The sequence below is a fragment of the Dictyobacter halimunensis genome, assembly GCF_036245075.1.
In genome coordinates this window covers 864,590-883,006 of record NZ_BSRI01000001.1, presented here as the reverse complement: position 1 = coordinate 883,006, position 18,417 = coordinate 864,590, and the positions used below count along the sequence as shown (strand labels likewise).

Here is an 18,417-nt window from a genome sequence, read left to right as displayed (position 1 = left end):
AGACGTGCGTTTTTGGCGAACTGCAGCTCCAGTTCGGCGTCCGGCAGTCCCGCCGCCATACCTGTATGCAGATCCACCAGGAAGTCGAGCAACGAATAGGGGTCCGCAAAAGTGCTCGATGCCTCTGGCTGATCGATGGCGTGCCATTCGCGGAAGAAGGCCTGTACCCGGTTGTGGAGATTCCAGCAGCGATACAGATTCGCCATGGTGATCGGGCTCTCGCCAAGGCTCTTGATTTTGTCATGGAAGTAGAGCAATCCGGGAAAGGCCCAATAGATGATCGTATCCCAGATCACCTTGGCGACCATCACCCTGGCATTGCCCATCAGTGGATATTGCCCCTGATAGGCCGCCAGCCAGACCTCGGCGAAGATCAAGAAGATCTGACTGTGGCCGACCGCCAGGTCATTGATATCTTCACCATTCAGGTTCCTGGTGATCAGATCGCAGCTGAGGCCGTTGCCAATGGCGATCAGGTCACTGCCGGAGGAGTACAGCGGATCGATAGAGACCGCCGCCTCACCAACCAGGCACCAGCGATCGCCGGAGTATACCTGTTCACAGGTGTAGGCGTAGTCTTTCATGACGCGGAAGTCTTGCAGCTTGTCCTGCTGCTGCTCAACCGCGGCGGCGCATTGTGGTTCATGGCGGTGCAGCCATGCCAGTGCGCGCTCAAAGCGATTCATCTCATCAAAGTTGTGGATGCTGGCGTCCGCGACGATGCCGATGCTGATCGATCCCGAGGAGAGAGGGATCAACCAGACCCAGTAACCGTACCCCATCAAGTGATTGGTGGAGAGCGCACGCTCCGCGCCGTTGATGCGGGCGCGCCACTCGGGATCGGTGGACCAACTGTCGATGTCGATGGGATAATCGATGCGAAACCAGACGGCATTGGCGTGGTGCTCCACTTTTTGGCCAGCCCCAACTGTCGCTTGAGCAGGGCGCTGCGTCCACTGGCATCTATCAGCCAGCGGGCCTCGATCTCCCGTTCGCTCTCCTGGTGGAGAATGCGCACGCGATGAAAGGCGTCCTGCGGTTGTAGCTCGATCCGTTGGACCTTGCAGCCATCCAGGAAGGTAATGTCCCGGCGGCGTATTTCATCCCCCAGCGCGTTCTCTAAACGCCCCCGGTCGATCTGGTACGCCGGGAGCGGCGCCTGTTCGATCTGCCCGTATTCCACGCGCCGTTCGATCTCCTGGTTATCCCCGCTGCTAAAGAACATGCGCAGCCCAAACTTGCGCAACTGTTGCTTCTGCAGGTGCTCATCAAGTCCCAACACATCCCGTAGATAGTAGGCCGCGACCTCCACCGTCGACTCTCCGACCTTATGAGCCGCTTCCGGTACCGGATGCTCTTGCTTCTCAAGCACCAGAATGCGCGTATTCGGGCGCATCTGTTTGATCTGCAGGGCCACCGTTAGACCGGCGATGCCTCCACCCAGGATGGCGACATCGTATTGTTCAGGGGAGGCTTTGTGCGAGTGCTCTAGCTCCTGGAAAGCATGCTCTCCTGCGTTACTCATCTCATTCCTTCTTTCTCTTGAGTGCTTACGCGACTAAGGTGCCACTTCCTGTTTCTCTACCCGTAGACTCTTCATGGCGATCCAGCCGCTATCGATAGGATGCGTGCGACTCTCACGTCTATAGCGCGCGATCAATTCGGTGATATACGGCTCGGTCTGCCAGCGCTGAATCTGCGACAGCACATGCTCCTGCGCGTAATGATCGGCGTAGGTCTCGATCACTGTGCTCACTATCTGTCCCGCCAGCCGTTCGAAGAAGAGCACATTCTCCGCAAACTGGGCCTCTAGCCTGGACGGGGAGAGACCAGCAGCCATCCCGGTATGAAGTTTGACCATAAAGTCGAGCGGTGAATAGAGATCCACGAACCCATTGTTGACCATGGGCTGATCGATGGTGTGCCATTCGCGGAAGAAGGCCTGTATCCGGTTGCTTAGCACGGCGATACGCGATAAGTTCGCCGCCACCCCCGGACTGTCCACGATGGTGCGGAATGTGTCATGGAAATAGAGCAGGCCAAAGACGCCCCAGTAGAATGCCGTGTCCCAGATAATCTTGGTGACCATAATCTGCGCGTTATCCATGAGGGAATATTGATGTTCATAGATGCTAAGCCATATATTTGCCAGGTTGAGGAAAAGCTTATCATGAACTTGAGCGCGCCCCTGGATATCCTCCCCTTTCAGGCTCCGAATGATTAAATCACAGGTGAGGCCATTGGCGATCGCGATCAGGTCGCTACCAGGAGAGTACAAGGGATCTAAGGCGACGCCCGCCTCCCCGATCAAACACCAGCGCTCACCAGAGAAGACTTGCTCGCAGCTATACGAGTAGTCTTTCATGACGCGGAAGTCCTGGATAGCCGCCCGCTGCCGCTCGATCTCTTCGGCGCATTGCGGCTCATATGTATGCAACCAGTGTAGAGCGCGTTCAAGGAGGTTTATCTCCTCAAAGTTGTGCATTCCGGCATCGGTAACGATGCCCACGCTGGTTGATCCTGAGGCCAGGCGGATCAGCCAGACCCAGTAACCGGGACCCATCAAGTGGTTGGTTGAGAGCGAGCGATCCCCCAGCGTTACTCGAGCTTGCCAGTCTGCATCGGTCGTCCACGTTTTGATATCGATGGGATAGCCGACACGGAACCAGGCAGCGTTCGCGTGGTGTTCCACCTTCTTTGTCAGCTTGAGCTGCCGTTTCAGTAGCGAGCTCCGACCGCTGGCGTCTACGATCCAGCACGCTTGAATCTCACGCTCCTCACCATCACGCTGGATACGCAGGCGATGGACGTCGCTGGCCGCTTGCAGCGTTATCTGCTGAACCTTACAGTCATCGAGGAAGGAGATTCCCTGCTGCGTTAACTCACCGCCAAGTGCATTCTCCAACCGACCCCGATCGACCTGATACGTGCAGAGCGGGGGAAAGATGGTTGAACCCAGCTCGATGCGTCGGGTAATATCTTCGTTGTCGGAGGCGCTAAAGAACATACGCAGCCCAAACTTGCGCAGCTGCTGCGTCTGTAAGTGCTCCTCAAGCCCCAGGATATCGCGCAGGTAGTGAGCAGCAATCTCCACCGTCGATTCGCCAACCTTGTGGGCCGCCTCCGGTACCGGATGCTTCTGTTTCTCCACCACCAGGATGCGGGCGGCTGGAGACGACTTTTTGAGCTGAAGGGCCAGCGTCAGACCGGCGATTCCTCCGCCCAGAATAGCCACGTCATACCGATCGTGGGAAGCTTCGGTTGTGGGCCCTCGCTTCTGTAAATGCTGCATAAGCAATGCCCGCTTTTCCTCTGGAAGCGCGGCAACGCGATTGAATACATCACTCATCAAGGGTCATCCTCATGTTAATGCTACTGATACATCTACAATTCCAATAAGCTGTACGGAAAAAAGTTTTCTGGTCAGTATTTTGATTCTCATCAATACATGTTCTTCCCGGTCGTTAGCCACAACTATAGCATGCACGGCTGTGTTTTTTCTGTCGATTTCTTGTGTTGCGGCTGTTGGCTGTGAATCCATAATTTTCCAGGAAATTGCCATACGGATTGAGAAAACATTCTCACAGCTAATCGACAGAAAAAACACAGCCTCACATGCTATAGTTGTGACCAGAGATCAATCAACAGTTGCGGTCTAAAGTCGTTTTGCTGATTTTGAAGCGTGTATAGATGCAAAATATTTTGCTAGATGCAGAAGGAAATGCAGCTACATTCTCAATGCAGGCGAAGCGGAGAAATGACATGATTTTTTAGTGGAGGTGCAAATGTCTCAGTATGTCCTGGATCAGACCTGGGAGGGAGAGAAGGAGCGGTTAGAAAGTATCGCCGCGCTGACGGACCCAGCAACGGTCCGCTATCTGGAGGCTCTCGGTGTGAAAGAGGGCTGGCGTTGTGCTGAAGTGGGTGCCGGGGCCGGATCTATCGCTCGTTGGCTCTGTGAGCATGTCGGTGCGAGTGGACGGGTTGTCGCGGTTGATATCGACACTCGTTTCATTGAAATGCTCGATTACAGCAATCTAGAAGTGCGCCGACAGAACATCGTGTCTGAGCCCCTGGAGGAGGGCCTCTATGATCTCGTACATGTAAAAATTCTCCTCTTGCATCTACGAGAACGGGAACAGGTTTTGCAGCAGCTCGTTGCCGCTCTACGGCCAGGGGGGACCCTGCTTGTGGAGGAGTCCGACATTCGGAGCATTCAAACATGCTACCCGCCATCTCCTCTCCTCTCGAAAAGCGGCGCAGCCATCGCCAGTCTCTTTGAACGAGGAGGAGTCGATAGCGCCTATGGTCTGAAGCTGCTGCCTGCAGTGGCGAAAACGGGCCTGAAGAATCTTGGTTCAGATTGTCAGTTATCCGCCATTCAGTGTGGGAGCCCGCAAAGTATCACCCTTTCTCTGACCCTTGAGCATTTAAGCTCGAAGATTATCCAGATGGGGTTGATGAGCCAGCAAGAGGTTGAAGCGGCCCTGCAGGCGTTACGGCAGCCATCGGAAACGATGATCTATACCCCGATCACCGTCTCGGTCTGGGGGCAGCGAGCCTGACGTTTGAACCCTATTTGCGCGTCCCCGATATATCGCATCCAGCAACGGGTTACATCCCTGCTCTGGAAGCATTCATGCTAACCATAAACCATAGTTTATAAGTAGAGAGCATCACAGACTCAGAAAGGAGTCCCTTATGGAATTCATTGTAATGGCTTACGACGCAACCGACGAAGAGGCTTTAAAGCGGCGTTTGGATATCCGTCCCGCCCATATGGCTCAGGGTGAAAAAATGCTGGCCGAGGGGAAATATCGCTTCGGGGCGGCGCTCTTAAATGATGAGGAAAAAATCATTGGCTCCATGATCGTCGCTGACTTCGCCTCACGGGACGAGTTAAACGCCTGGCTGGAGATAGAGCCGTATGTCACGGGACATGTATGGGAAAAGATCGAAGTAACGCCATGTCGTATCGGACCACGCTTCGGAGGCAGGCTCTAACAGGAGAGCGTAGCGAGCTTGCCGTGGCCGCCAATGCGCGTACAAACGCCGGTTTGTACCGCCGTCAGGGTCGCGGTATCTCTGGTGGTGATCGCACAGGGGTGAAGCACCTGTGCGAGGATAAGAAGAGCAGGAGCCGCGTTTGTGTATCTCACGCGGCCTCCTGCATGGATGTTGTGGGCTCCTGCCCTATTGGTACTTGATCGTTAGTCTTGTACATCTCTAGAAAAGAGGAGCATATGAAGAGTGTGTCCCAATCTATCCGGGTTATTACGCTGGTCGTAACGTGCCTGGGATTTTTCATGGTCCTGCTGGACAGTTCTGTTGTGCTTGTCGCTCTGCCAACGATGCAGGCTGACTTGCATGCGCAACTGTCGGATCTGCAGTGGACCGTTGATGCGTATACATTATCTTTTGCCGCGTTAATGCTGACCGGTGGCTCGCTCAGTGATCGTTTTGGGCGCAAGCGCCTTTTCCTGATCGGCCTGGTACTGTTCCTGATCGGTTCGGCCTTTTGTGGCTTTACACCAGACTTCAACTGGCTGATTGTTGGTCGTGTCATGCAGGGGATAGGGGCGGCGGCGCTTTCTCCAGGTAGCCTTTCGCTGCTGGTCTCAACGTTTTCCGAGCCACGCGCACGGGCTCAGGCTATTGGCATCTGGACCGGTATTTCCGGCCTGGCTGTGGCTGCTGGTCCATTAGTGGGTGGACTGCTTATCCAGGTTTCCAATTGGCGGGCGATCTTTTTCGTGAATCTGCCCCTTGGAGTGCTGGCGCTGGCATTGGGATTGCCGCTTCTCATCGAGTCTCGCAACCCGAACGCCCAGCGTATCGATTATCCGGGCCAGGTGCTGGTCGTTGGCGGATTGACCTGCTTGATTATGGCCTTGATTCAGAGCTCCTCTCAGGGATGGACGTCCCCGTTGATTCTGGGGCTGCTGATTGTTGCGGCCATGTTGTTAATAGCATTCTTGCTGGTTGAAAGCCGTGTACGCGAGCCGATGCTGCCATTGCAGTTATTCGCCAATATCCGTTTCTCGATCGCGAATCTGTCCGCGGTCTTTCTTGGTTTTGTTATTATCGGAGCTATGTTTTTCCTGACGCAGTACCTTCAATCCGTGCAGGGAGAGGGGGCCCTGGATACTGGTGTTCGCCTGCTGCCGATTACCGTGGGTATGTTTATCTTCTCTCCGATGGCCGGTCGCCTCACCCATCGCCTCGGACCACGGCCGCCCATTATCCTGGGAACAGTGCTGGCCGCGGTAGGACTGCTGCTCTTAATGGGACTGGAGCCAACGACCGACTACTCTATGCTCTGGTGGCGATTGGCTATCCTGGGTACCGGTATCGGCTTCATCTTCGCTCCCCTGACGGTTGTTGTTTTGTCTAATACCGCGGCTGCCCACTCGGGTCTGGGCTCCTCCATCCTCAACACTTCTCGCCAGGTGGGGGTCACGTTAGGTACGGCTGTGCTGGGAGCATTTGTCGTGCAACGCTTCGGAGATAACATCGTTTCCCAGTTGGTGCAGCGGGGCGTTCCCAAGTCAACCAGCGCGAGCATTGCCAGTAAGATTGCCAGTGCCGGTGCTCAGGCAGCCCGGTCCGCCGCGTTAAAGAAACTGCAGCTCCCGCTGTCTCCTGCGGAACTCCACCAGGCCATCAATCAGGCGTTTGTCGACTCCTTGCATGGAGCATTCCTGATCGCGGCTATCTGCATGCTTGTCACCGCTGTGCTGGTCGGCCTGCTGATCCGGCAACAACCAGCCCCCGCTAAAAGCAAGCAGGCGGCTGGCGTACCAGCAACGCCACGCGCAGAAGCCCTGGCAACACCTGAGCTAGACTAGACAGGGGCGTATTCGCCCCCTGTAGTGTTCAAGGATTTTTATAGAGTGCATTTGCGTGAATACGCAACCCATGCACTCTATAAAAAAGGGTATGGTCGCTGGCGCGGCCACACCCATATCATCTGTCTGTTTTTATTGCGCTATTTTCTTATTATAATCGAGAGCAGCGCCAATCCAGTAGTCGAGGTCTTCCTGATTCTGCATATCGCTACTGCGTATATGAAGCCATCCCTTTGACATGGGTTTCCCCTTCATCTCAGCGTAGCTTGCTCCTTTTTTAACCAGATCATCGGCCACGGCCGGATCGCATCGAAGCAGCACATCATCGTCTCCAAAGACGCTGACACACATCTTTCCATTTACCATAAAAGAGAGCCCACCTATCATTTTTTGTTCTCGTACAGCTGGAAGATGAGCAAGTGCATGCCTGATTTCATCAGCGAGTGTTTCACTGTATGCCATGGGAAGTAAACCATCCTTTCCTGATTAGCGCCTGGCAGAGAGAGGTTTGCGAGATCGGGAGCTAGCTTTTTCGCGTGGCTCCTGGCTCTGTCCGACATGTTTATCTAGCCAATCTTTGAGGGGCTCCGCCGCGTGCCAGGCGTCCCTGACATATTCGACGGCCTGTGGCGTTTGCAACCAATCTTCAGCGCGATTGAATTCCTTCACCATGATTACCCCCTTCCAACGTAGGAAATTGATGCGCGGATGATCTTTGGCATACCCCTGGGGTGCTGATTTCAGTGGCTCCTCACGTCCCGGTGTGACGGATAAAGACGCCTGCGAGAGCGTATGAACGATCTCCTCAAACTGGGACCCATAGAGATCGCTATCGATCGCGGCACGAAAATGCTCAAGCTGATCTTTGGCCATGGTGTGTATGCCACAGGCAAGCCACAGGCTTGATGCCCCCAGGCGTATGTAGTAGCCAGTGCCTCCCTGGTCTACTGCCTCGCTGGTCGCCCCGATCCATAGTTTATAGGGCGACTTATCTTTGGAAAAACGGACATCCCGATTGGGGCGAAATAGACGGAATGGAGGGAAATCTGCTTCAAGCTCGGTAAGGAAATCTTGCATGGGAGCAGAGACTTTCTCCTCCCATATTGCCTTATGCGCCTCCCAGTATGTTTTAGAGTTATCTTCTTCCAGCCCTGCGAAGAACGTAAATGCTTCTGGAGGAAAACCCTGGAAAATGCTCATGCTCTTTTTGTCTCCTTCGTCTTTTCATAACGGGCGGGAAACGCATAAAGCTATGGTTTCCCGAACCGGGCACGGACGTCGCGTCAGCTACGCGGAAAATTCGCCTTTGAGAAGATTGTGAAAAAGCTGGGTGGTTGCCTTCATCGGCTGGACCCCTAGTTCCTGATGCAGCACGCGTTCGCACAGATAGTACTGCCGGATGGCTTCACTGCGATACCCCTGGGCCGTATAGATCTGCATAAGCTGGCGGTGGGCAACCTCATCGCAGGGGTCCTGCGCGATGATTTTGGTTGACCATGTGGCTGCCTCCTCATAAGCGCGGCTCTGGAGGTAATGGGTTGCCAGCGCCCGGCACATCGTGAGGTAGGTATGCTTGAGTTGCTCACGGAGAGGGAATGACCAATCGGCATAGAGATCCTCAGGTAAGAAGGGACCCTTATATAAGCCGCAGGCCTTTTCATAGAAAGTCACCCGCTCTGAGCTTGCCCGTTGTCCCATCTGGTAGTAATGGAGAAACTCCCCTACATCCGTGCGGATGGTCGCCACCGGGTTCAGCGAGTACGTGCGATGTTTGCAGACAAGATACCCGGGCTCTGTTCGAGGCGACAGCCCGGCGTGCAGTGAACGACGCAAGGCACTGATAGCGATATGTAGTTTATTTTGAACCGCCTCTAGCTCTTCTTCGGGCCAGACCACTGTTACCAATTTTTCCGCGGATGCCTTGTAGTCTGCCTGGGCTGTCAGGTAGCGGAGTATAGCTTGCGCGTTGCGATTGGGGCAGAGCGTAACTGGTTGCCCTGCTCGTTTGATTTCAAAATGTCCAAAGCAGGTAATACTTAATTCGGGGAGAGGAGTGCTATGTTGTCGTTTCATCGATACGTCGGGAGACCCACCTGCTACTTGTTGATGCTCGAGGCTGGTAGTTTGTTCGTGTATGTTATTTGTATTATCAAGAAGATGTTGCTGTGGCATTTGCCGCATACTAGTTTCTACACGTATTACCATATTTTCCTCTCTACCTGGAGAAGGGAGCTAACAGGCTCACTTATTCAAGAAGTGCTAAGATCCGTATTACGAGTGCCAATATGCAGATCACTATAGAAAAGAACATTGGAATTCTGTTGCTGCGAATGATTTTCAATGTGACATAATAGGATATACATTCCAATGTTTTAATCTATTGATAAGTATAGTGATCAGCTGATTAATGCACAACATCAGAACTGATGATTTGTAAACAGAATAACTCACTGCTCACGCATCATCAATTTTAGGTAGAATAGCTTTACTTAATGCTCGAGCCTGTCCAGGTTTATTATTGGCGCAGGCAGCTAGAGGGGGACGTAACGTAACGCATCTGCTGGGGGTTCCATGATGTTGCCAGGTTGATAATGTGCTTGCAGTGTTTCCACCTAATATTTACTATTGTAATTTAATATTAAAATTTTCGCGTTGACTATCGTCTATATTATTAGACTGATTCTATCATTTTAATTTAGAGGCTGTGCTATAAAGCCCTGAGCATTGCTTTATACTGGTACACCTTATATATAGCTCATATGGAGCTCGGTGAGGAGCCTTTTCATATGACTCGCTTGCATAGCTGATCGTCGCCAGTTCTATCTGCACGCAGCCTGGCGATAGCGCTGGAACATCTTCATGATGTCTGGATCTGTTTTACCATGACCATCATATGTGTCTGGAAGAAACAAACAAAGCCCTGGAACCCAGAGGAGCATATTTCTCCTGGCCTTCTATATTTGTTGACTGAACAAAAACGAAGATAATCTCACCTGTTTAAGGAGAAGCGGTGTATGAAGAAAGAGCACTATTATAATCCTCATCAGCCCTTTGCAACAGCGCCATACTTGAAGATTGTTCAGCACTCTTCACCGGAGGAGAGAGAGATTTTACGTCCTCCATCTCAATTGTTCTCGGTACAGCATCTTCTGACCCCTCTTACCCCATTAGTTGGGCGTGAGCGGGAGGTGGAAGCGATCTGTTCTCTCCTGCAGCAACCAGATGTGCGCTTATTGACTTTAACAGGACCAGGCGGGGTGGGAAAAACGCGCCTGGCTTTGCAGGTACTTGCCGAGAGTTCCTCTGCATTCGCCGATGGGGTCCTTTTTGTTCCTATGGCTTCTATTTGTACGATCGATCTTGTGCTTCCCACCATCGCCCATGCCCTGGGCTTCGATGAAGAGCAAGACCGATACTCACTTATGCAGATGCAGGCGGCAATGAGAGAAAAACACTTTCTGCTGCTGCTTGATAACTTTGAACATATCGCCGAAGCGGCCCCTCTATTAAAGTCACTGCTCGCGATCTGCCCTCAACTCAAGATATTAATTACCAGCCGTACCGTTTTGTGTTTATGGGGGGAACGGGAGTTTTATGTGGCGCCCCTGGCTCTTCCCAACCTGACCTGTCTTCCTCCCTGTGAGGACCTCGCGCAGATCGCATCTGTCTCCCTCTTTCTACAGCGGGCACACACGGCCTGCCCGGATTTCGCGCTAACCAGCGAGAATGCGTACGCGATCGCTGAAATATGCGTGCGCCTGGATGGTCTTCCACTGGCGATTGAACTGGCGGCGGCACGCATGAAGCTTTTTTCTTCTCAAAGTCTTCTGGAGCGGCTCAAGCGTCCGTTGTCTTTGTTGACGAATGGAAATCGCGATGCCCCTGAAAGACATCAGACGTTGCGTAAGGCGATGGAGTGGAGCTATCATCTCCTCACACAAGAGGAACGGCGTCTCTTTCGTCGCCTCTCTGTTTTTGCTGGTGGCTGCTCCCTGCAGGCGATTGAAGCCATTAGCCAGTCTACAGGCTGGCAGGATGAACCAATTCTGGACACGCTCACGTCCCTGCTCAATCATAGCTTGCTCCAGCGAGAACCACAAATGGGCGAGCAAGAGTCCTACTTTACTATGTTAGAGACGGTTCGAGAATACGCCGCAGAATGTTTGCGGCATAGCGGTGAGGAAGAAGAGATCAGTCAGGCACATGCCGAATATTACCTGGCGCTTACAAGAACCCTGGATATGGAACTTAGCACGCCGGGAACGGAGGTGCACTACTGGATAGAGAGGGAGCTTGATAATTTCCGCGTGGCCTTTGGCTGGTTCCTTTCATCCCAGAGAGCAGAAGGGGCTCTTGAAATGGGCGAGAGGCTATGGACGATTTTCTGCTCACAAAATCATGCCGCGGAAGGGCACCGCTGGCTCAGGCAGGTCCTGGAATATCAGCAAAGTACTACCCGGTTGAAAGCCGATACAACGGTCCAGGCATTGCATACCGCTGTTATGCTTGGATACTGTAGAGATAACTGGGCGCAAGCAGAGATGCTTGCCGAAAGTCCGCAGAACCTTTTCGAGACCGCCGATCACCGATGGGACGCGGCCAGAAACAGTATCATTGAGGGCATTGAAGCATTGTTGCAGGAGCAGTATGCTTCGGCCAGCACGCTGGCCAACGAGAGCATTCAGGTGCTGCAAGATACACCATATATCGGACTGCTTTCAGAGGCTTTCCTGATACTGGCCTACAGTTTCCATTTTCAAGGCGATTACCTCCAGGCATATACGTTGGGAAAAAAAGGGCTTGCCCTCAGTCGGCAGACTGAAGAACCCTACGCGATGATAAGAGCGTTGTATGCTATGGCACTCTTTGCTGAAGCGCAGGGAAACGATGCTGATGTCCAGGCATTGTATGAGGAGAGCATAACCATTACCAGGACCATCATCAAGACGGATAGCGTTTTGTCCCTCGCCGTTTGTCTGCTAGGAGTAGGGGTTATTGCGGCACTGCAAAAGCAATATGCATGGTCGGCATGTCTCTGGGGAAAAGCAAGAGACCTGTATAAGAAGAGAGAAAGTCTTTCTGAATTGGGACCATATAGATGGCTCACCACTGTTCTGGGAACAAAGCTACTCTATTCTGACGCGATGAATGTTGTGCGCACACAGCTTGGAGCCCAGGCCTTCGCCGTCGCGACACATGAGGGGCGCGCTCTCACCCGAGAACAGCTATCATCCCGACTTGAGTCTCAGCTAATCCCCGCACGGTCCTCTGAGGAACTGACAGCGCGAGAGAATGATGTGTTGCGCCTGCTCGCAGAAGGTTTGAGCAGCGCTCGCATTGCGAAACGGCTTGCCATCAGTACGGCCACGGTCAATACCCATGTGCGCACAATCTATAGTAAGTTAAATGTTTCCTCCCGTAGTGCCGCAACACGCTATGCTATAGAACATGACTTAGTATGAGATTTGCCTTTTGTTTTAATAGTAAAAAGCATCTTTAGATACAGGCCAATTCTTTTTGGGAATATCTTATCGACATTCCTTATGGTTTCCGGCCTACAAATTCAAGTGCTTCCTGTGCTAAAGGTAGCCAGTCAACAGATGAACCCGGGTCTATGGTAATCCATTCCTTCATAACCCGGCCATTATGGCGAGGATCATAACGCTCTCCCGCACCAGAGGCTACAAGTTCATCTATGCGCGTTTTTGGAAGTTTAACAACCAGTTTCTCTTGAGCAAGCATAGCAAAAATCTTTTGATGAACTTTGAGTCCTGACGAACCAAAGGCGCGTCCAGGCGTTGGTGGAGTAACGCCTGGTTCGTTGAGCAATTCCCCGACTATGAGTGCGAAGCGCTCTTCTGGTGTGGATGTTGAGTTATCCATGAATGTGTACCTTTCTTGTCTTTTGACAACTGCAACCACTGATGTACTCAAGGTGTTTGTAGCTTTTTCTGCCGCATTGTTGCTGCTGACCAGCCAATTCTGTATGGCAGTATAGGAAAAGTATATCAGGAAAAAGATAGCTAGACGATCTCTACATAGCCTTCTGTTCCATTGACGCGAATTCGCTCCCCATCTTTTATCAGCCTGGTCGCACTTTCTACTCCGATAACTGCTGGTAAGCCATATTCACGCGCGATAACTGCTCCATGGGTCATCAGTCCACCAACTTCGGTGACCAGGCCTTTGATGGATACAAACAATGGTGTCCAGCTCGGATCAGTAAAGGAGGTGACTAATATATCTCCTTCTTCTAGATCAGCATCTTCTATGGTTAAGATGACACGTGCTCGTCCCTCTATGACTCCGGAAGAAACAGGGAGACCTATCAGTGCGCCGGCTGGAAGATGTTCCCGTTTGTACGCACCTGTACCGATTTCACCATCAGACGTGATTACACGTGGGGGGGTGAGCTTTTCATAGAATGTGTGCTCGTCTTTTCGCTTGCTGATGAGCTGGGGGTCCAGTCTCTGTGTGCGTACGACTGCGTGAAGTTCCTCAAAGGTGAGGTAGTAGATATCTTCTTGTTCATGAATAACGTTGGCCTGTACGAGTTGTTCGGCTTCTTTCAGTAACGCCTGCTTATACACGAAATGGCGACTTACGATGCCGTATTTTGGATATTCACGGTAGCCGATGAAGTTCCGGACCAGGTTGATCATGCGTTGTGTCTCGCTGGCTTTTTGTTCACCATCCGGCAATTGCTTCAATCGCTCTAATATCTCCTGTTCTTTTTTCAAGGCTTCCTGTCTTCCTTGCTCAAATTTTCGCTGGCTGGCACCGGGCTCAAAGTTCTTGATGTTCGTGAGAAGCATGGGGACAAGGATCGTTGGTTTCTCGCTCCAACGAGGCCTCGTAATATCGATTTCTCCGGCACAGCGCATACCGTATCTGGTAAGAAAAGCAGAGATTGCGTCCCGGGTTTCCTGTCCACCAGGAAACTTCACCAGTCCATCCAAAAAGGTATCGTCTTGTGCCTGTTGTAAATACGCAATTACTTCCGGATACGGGCGAATTACATCCGCGACATCCAATAGCGCTAGCCCCATTTCCGACGTAATATTGTTGGGAACCGATTGAGAAAGCGTGTCTGCTACGTTTTTTTCACCTAACCACATGTTCATGTGTTCATTGATCCATGCGGAGGCATTGATAGCGGCCATAAACACAGCCGAACTTTGCGGGTCAAATACGATCTTTTTTAATTGCTGGATATCTTCAAGGATAAAATCAAAGAGATCTGATCCTGATTTTGTCTGGATGGTGTGTTTTAACTCGTCTACCGATGCTTGACTCCGCTTCATCAAATCGGAAACGATAGTCAGATTGTTTTCGAATGGTACTTGAAAAGCTGCAGGCGGCGTACCTGTTTTGCTTTGAGCCGGACCCGGTTCTTTGTTCTCATCTGGGAGCGATGGTATGAAATCTCCTCGCTCGATGATGGTCATAAGGGCATCTTTTATGAGTGGGTCGTGTTGGCCCATGGCATCTAATATCATTGCTCTGCTCACAGGGGAGGCCAGTTGTTGTGTGACATCAACAAACAACCTTCCACCAGCTTTATACATGGGTCGAGCAGCTATTAACTGGTGTAAAGATATCCCCAATGGTTTCATGGGATCGGTCATCATTTGTTGATGACCAACAGATATATACACGTGATTTTCGTGATCATTCACTTCGGGGATGGGGTATAGCGTCGTGATGGGCCGGCTTTGAACAATAGAAAATGTATCATCAACCAGGCACCATTCGATGTCCTGGGGGCAACCGAAATGTGCTTCGATCTTTCTGCCTATGCGCTCAAGCTGCAAAATCTGCTCATCCGTCAGTGCTTGCCTGCTTTGCCATTCAGGCTCAATCTCCTGCCCTTGCGTACCGCCATCCTGTAAGGCATAGATAGCCAGCTTCTTGGTGGATATCTTCTTCGCGATAATTTTGCCGTTGCGCACTTTATAGCTATCAGCATTGACCAGGCCAGAGACCAGAGCCTCACCAAGTCCGAAGCTGGCATCAATAGATACTACTTTCCTGCTAGAAGTGACGGGATCGGCTGTAAACACAATGCCTGCCGCCTGCGGAAAGACCATCTTCTGCACAACCACAGACAGCAGGACTTTACGGTGGTCGAAGCCGTTTTGAATGCGGTACGTGACTGCTCTATCGGTAAAGAGCGATGCCCAGCACTTGCTGATATGCTTGAGGATGGCTTCCTGGCCGATAATGTTCAAATATGTATCTTGCTGGCCGGCAAAGGAGGCCGTCGGTAAATCCTCCGCAGTTGCGCTGGACCGTACTGCATAGGCATGTTTTTCACCAAACAGAGAGAGGAAACGGGCGATCTCGTCAGCAATATCCTGGGGGATGGCGATCTCTTCAATGACCTTGCGGATCTTAGCACTCAGTTCACCGATTTTATCGCGATCTTCCACCTTAAGCAGCGATAACTGATCAAGCAATTCGTTCAGCGACGACGCTTCCCCGATGATTCGTTTAAAGGCTTCGGTAGAAAGACAAAAACCATCTGGTACGTGTATGCCTGCAATCCTGGAGAGTTCCCCCAGGTTCGCGCCTTTCCCCCCGACAAGCATGAGTTTTGTTTTGTCAATGTCCTGAAAACCAAGCACATAGGAACTCATATGTTTTCCCTCTCCTGTCAATTCCTGTTTTGATCGTGGTGATGACATCCTGCGGACCAGGTTACATCCACTTGAGTATAGGGGAAGGAACGCCAAAAAAAATCGTCCAAAAAGGCAGTGTGCGAGTAGACAAGAGGTGTTACAATAAAAGTGGAGATACATGTGCTTGTTTTTGGGCTTCAGAAACCATACCGTCCCCTTGCTCTCGCGAACATTCTTCCCCATTCTCATCCCTGCTGCTTTAGCGCGGGATCTCTCAGAGGACCAGCCAGCCAGAACGGATCTGCCAATGCTGTCCCGCCCGTAGATGCTTGACAACGACTCGCTCAAGCGTTGTGCGTTGAGGCAGCTCATCCAGTGATGGGGTGACCCGCCGAAAGACAAATCGCATGACGTCCTGATTGCCATTCCAACCGCCCGGCACAAGGTGAAATCGCTGCTGGAACTGGACGATGTTGGACGTGGACGGCAAATAGTTGGCAAGCTGTGGGTCGAGGAGCCAGGACGAACATTGCCCAAAGCGGTATTCCTCTTCAGGGAAGTGGCGGGCGAAGAAATCGAGCGCCTGTCTGAACGACTCGTCGCAGATGGCGGGGGTCATGGGTCCGCCAGACTCCGGGATGTGAATGGAGAGGGCCGGAGCACCAGGGATCAGTCTTGATCCGGCTACATCGTTGCTGATTGCGTTATGATAGATTGGCCAGTCAGGAGAGAGCCGCCCTCGGTGGAAATGGAGTCGACCGAGCCGATAGAGCACTCCCCGAAAGTGGTGAATGATCCATTCGGGGACGTCGAGGCCCGCGGTTCCGAAGATTCGTCGATGGATGGCGATGTGCTCACCAAGGTCAGCAAGGGTGGCCCAGGACACATCGTCAGCAATGCCGTGTTCGCGGTGCCATTGCCGTATGGAGGGAAGTGCCGACAGAAATACATACACGTAGAAGAGCCTGCCCGATGCTCCCAGATGCGATGGAAGGAGCGGCCACTGGCAGCGAGGGGATGGATACGGTTCGCCCATCTGTGAAATAAGTTGCTGATGGCAGCGTTGCAAGAGCCACCACAGCTCTGGTGTTTGATCCTGTGTGAGCCATGCGTCAATGATCGCGTCAGCGTCCTCCGGCGACACACCCAGACGAGCGAGCACGTTGCCTGCCTCATGCGTATCGGGTAGCCGGGCTGGAGGCGTTAGCGCCCCGACCGACTCCAGTTCCTCAAGCCAGGGGATAAAGTCATCACCTAGCCCAAGCCGAGCGCGTACTGATACCGCATCAAGATCCCTCCCAAACATAGCAACTTCTCCTGTTCGTTGAGCATCCAGCATTTCTTCCTTCCTCTGTCGAGGTTTAACGCCACAGAGAGCTGCATGGATCCCTTTATGATAATGAAAAAATAATAAAGTATGTACCTTTAACGTATATAGAGGTTAATCTACATGAGTATATTTGTCAAACTTCTTTGTCTTCCCTTTGAGCAGGCGCCGACACGTTACGCACCGTTTGTTTGTGGAGAGTAACATAGCAAGGCTTTACGGTGCTGCAAACCTTGCCAGCTAGAACGTCGTGGGGTAGGGGCTTGTCACGGACAAAGGCGACAGGCCCCTGTCCTCTTTTCACATGGAAAGAACGTATTATCTTCATAAGATAGAATTTTTTCTGCAGATAGATTCTTTCCGCTCAATGAAAGATGAAGAGAGGCAATAATACCATATGAGGAAAATACGTAAAGCTCCAATCTGGCTGGCAAAGGGGCGCTGAGCTGATGTCACCTCAGGCAAACTGGAATACAGAGAAATCCTTCAATGGAAAATCTGATGCGTGGATAGAGCACACGTTCGATAGCAGACCTCAGACGACCAGGAGAACCGAAACATTCAGTGGTGAGCGTATCGCAGATGTGCGGAAAATCGCTGTATTGCGTACCAACAGGCTTGGTGATTTCATCTTTATCCTGCCAGCATTAGAAGCTCTACGCGCGGCCTATCCTCAGGCGGAACTGGTGCTTCTCACGCTTCCCTGGACTGCGGCATTTCTGAGCCAGCGTCCTTCTCCGGTTGATCGGGCAATTGTGGTTCCACTCTGTGATGGGGTAAGTGTCGAGCCTGGGGAAAAGACAGATCAGGAGCAGATCAACAGTTTTCTTCAGACCATGCAGCAGGAGGGTTTTGATCTGGCCTGCCAGTTTCGTGGGGGGGGTCGTTTTTCTAACCCGTTCGTGAAAAAGCTTGGAGCCAGGGTCACCATTGGTTCAAAAGCCGAAGATGCCATCCCTCTTGATCGCTGGATTCCTTATCATGTTCTCCAGTCAGAATATATCCGTTACCTGGAAGTAGTCGCGCTGGCTGGCACGCAAACATGCAATATTGAGCCTCATGTCGTCGTTACTGAGCAAGATAGGGTTGAAGCCAGGAGCGTTTTGCCGGAGGATAGCCGGCCACTGGCTATCTTGCATCCAGGCGCAATTGATCCAGGACGTCGCTGGCCATCTGAAAATTTTGCCCGCGTGGGAGATGTCCTGGCGAAGCAGAATGTGCACATCGTTCTTACCGGGACGCATGATGAGCAAGAAACGGTTGACCGGGTGCAAGAGGCTATGCATGTGGAAAGTTCTAACCTCTGTGGACGCCTTTCTCTTGGTGGGTTAGCGGCATTGCTTGCTCGTAGCCGGGTGGTCGTCTCAAACGATACCGGGCCCCTTCATCTCGCGCACGCGGTTGGTGCCCGCACGGTCGGCATTTACTGGTGTTTAAATGCCATCACGGCTCCTCCGCTCTCCAGGCTACGCCACGTCCCTCTAGTCTCATGGCAAGCCAACTGTCCTGTTTGTGGATGTGATCGCTCCCGTGAGCAGTGTGATCATAGCGTTTCCCTTGTCAGCAGCGTCTCCACCGACGAAGTTATTACAGCAGCTCAAGGTCTGTTGAGCCTTTAATC

15 protein-coding genes are annotated in these 18,417 nt (G+C 52.1%); 5 read left to right on the top strand and 10 right to left on the bottom strand.

What is annotated here, in order from left to right; all coding sequences use genetic code 11:
* Positions 1-781: 781 nt before the first annotated feature.
* From AABA21_RS03715 to AABA21_RS03705, 3 genes are read right to left on the bottom strand one after another with little or no spacing between them, the layout of a single operon-like run.
* A complete protein-coding gene (locus AABA21_RS03715) occupies positions 782-1,525 on the bottom strand; it encodes an NAD(P)/FAD-dependent oxidoreductase (protein WP_338247639.1) in 744 nt (247 codons plus the stop codon).
* Positions 1,526-1,558: 33 nt separating this feature from the next.
* On the bottom strand, positions 1,559-3,349 hold the full coding sequence (locus tag AABA21_RS03710; RefSeq protein ID WP_338247638.1) for an NAD(P)/FAD-dependent oxidoreductase: 1,791 nt from the start codon (positions 3,347-3,349) through the stop codon (positions 1,559-1,561).
* 12 nt (positions 3,350-3,361) lie between these two features.
* Positions 3,362-3,541, bottom strand: a complete 180-nt coding sequence (locus AABA21_RS03705; protein WP_338247637.1) for a hypothetical protein — start codon at positions 3,539-3,541, stop codon at positions 3,362-3,364.
* 244 nt (positions 3,542-3,785) lie between these two features.
* Between AABA21_RS03705 and AABA21_RS03700 the strand changes: the two genes are divergently transcribed.
* Both AABA21_RS03700 and AABA21_RS03695 read left to right on the top strand, forming a co-directional pair.
* The gene (locus AABA21_RS03700; protein ID WP_338247636.1) at positions 3,786-4,565 is read left to right on the top strand and encodes a class I SAM-dependent methyltransferase; all 780 of its coding nucleotides are present in this window, start codon (positions 3,786-3,788) and stop codon (positions 4,563-4,565) included.
* A 136-nt stretch (positions 4,566-4,701) separates the two neighbouring features.
* On the top strand, positions 4,702-5,004 hold the full coding sequence (locus AABA21_RS03695) for a YciI family protein (RefSeq protein ID WP_338247635.1): 303 nt from the start codon (positions 4,702-4,704) through the stop codon (positions 5,002-5,004).
* Here AABA21_RS03695 and AABA21_RS03690 read toward each other — a convergent pair.
* Complete coding sequence (locus tag AABA21_RS03690) at positions 5,001-5,159, bottom strand: hypothetical protein (protein ID WP_338247634.1); 159 nt, start codon at positions 5,157-5,159, stop codon at positions 5,001-5,003. The two genes, AABA21_RS03695 and AABA21_RS03690, sit on opposite strands and share 4 nt — an antisense overlap.
* Positions 5,160-5,243: 84 nt before the next feature.
* On the opposite strand from AABA21_RS03690, the gene AABA21_RS03685 reads away from it, so the two are divergent.
* A complete protein-coding gene (locus tag AABA21_RS03685; RefSeq protein ID WP_420917092.1) occupies positions 5,244-6,848 on the top strand; it encodes an MFS transporter in 1,605 nt (534 codons plus the stop codon).
* Positions 6,849-6,980: 132 nt separating this feature from the next.
* Here AABA21_RS03685 and AABA21_RS03680 read toward each other — a convergent pair whose 3' ends face one another.
* The 3 genes from AABA21_RS03680 to AABA21_RS03670 form a co-directional block, all read right to left on the bottom strand.
* Complete coding sequence (locus AABA21_RS03680) at positions 6,981-7,310, bottom strand: TfoX/Sxy family protein (protein ID WP_338247632.1); 330 nt, start codon at positions 7,308-7,310, stop codon at positions 6,981-6,983.
* A 24-nt stretch (positions 7,311-7,334) separates the two neighbouring features.
* A complete protein-coding gene (locus tag AABA21_RS03675) occupies positions 7,335-8,048 on the bottom strand; it encodes a DUF2461 domain-containing protein (RefSeq protein ID WP_338247631.1) in 714 nt (237 codons plus the stop codon).
* Positions 8,049-8,135: 87 nt separating this feature from the next.
* Entirely contained in the window at positions 8,136-8,921 is a 786-nt protein-coding gene (locus AABA21_RS03670) for an AfsR/SARP family transcriptional regulator (RefSeq protein WP_338247630.1), read from the bottom strand.
* A 941-nt stretch (positions 8,922-9,862) separates the two neighbouring features.
* Here AABA21_RS03670 and AABA21_RS03665 point away from each other — a divergent pair.
* Positions 9,863-12,310 carry a LuxR C-terminal-related transcriptional regulator gene (locus AABA21_RS03665; RefSeq protein WP_338247629.1) on the top strand — a complete coding sequence of 816 codons (2,448 nt, stop codon included), beginning with the start codon at positions 9,863-9,865 and terminating at the stop codon, positions 12,308-12,310.
* Positions 12,311-12,389: 79 nt separating this feature from the next.
* Here the strand turns inward: AABA21_RS03665 and AABA21_RS03660 are convergent, their stop codons facing one another.
* The 3 genes from AABA21_RS03660 to AABA21_RS03650 form a co-directional block, all read right to left on the bottom strand.
* Positions 12,390-12,731: a hypothetical protein gene (locus AABA21_RS03660; RefSeq protein ID WP_338247628.1), complete on the bottom strand. Its 342-nt coding sequence runs from the start codon at positions 12,729-12,731 to the stop codon at positions 12,390-12,392.
* Between the two features lie 140 nt (positions 12,732-12,871).
* Complete coding sequence (gene ppsA, locus AABA21_RS03655; RefSeq protein WP_338247627.1) at positions 12,872-15,487, bottom strand: phosphoenolpyruvate synthase; 2,616 nt, start codon at positions 15,485-15,487, stop codon at positions 12,872-12,874.
* 256 nt (positions 15,488-15,743) lie between these two features.
* Positions 15,744-16,775, bottom strand: coding sequence for an acyltransferase domain-containing protein (locus tag AABA21_RS03650; RefSeq protein WP_338247626.1), 1,032 nt, complete (start codon positions 16,773-16,775; stop codon positions 15,744-15,746).
* A 470-nt stretch (positions 16,776-17,245) separates the two neighbouring features.
* Between AABA21_RS03650 and AABA21_RS03645 the strand changes: the two genes are divergently transcribed.
* The gene (locus tag AABA21_RS03645; protein ID WP_338247625.1) at positions 17,246-18,415 is read left to right on the top strand and encodes a glycosyltransferase family 9 protein; all 1,170 of its coding nucleotides are present in this window, start codon (positions 17,246-17,248) and stop codon (positions 18,413-18,415) included.
* Positions 18,416-18,417 lie beyond the last annotated feature (2 nt).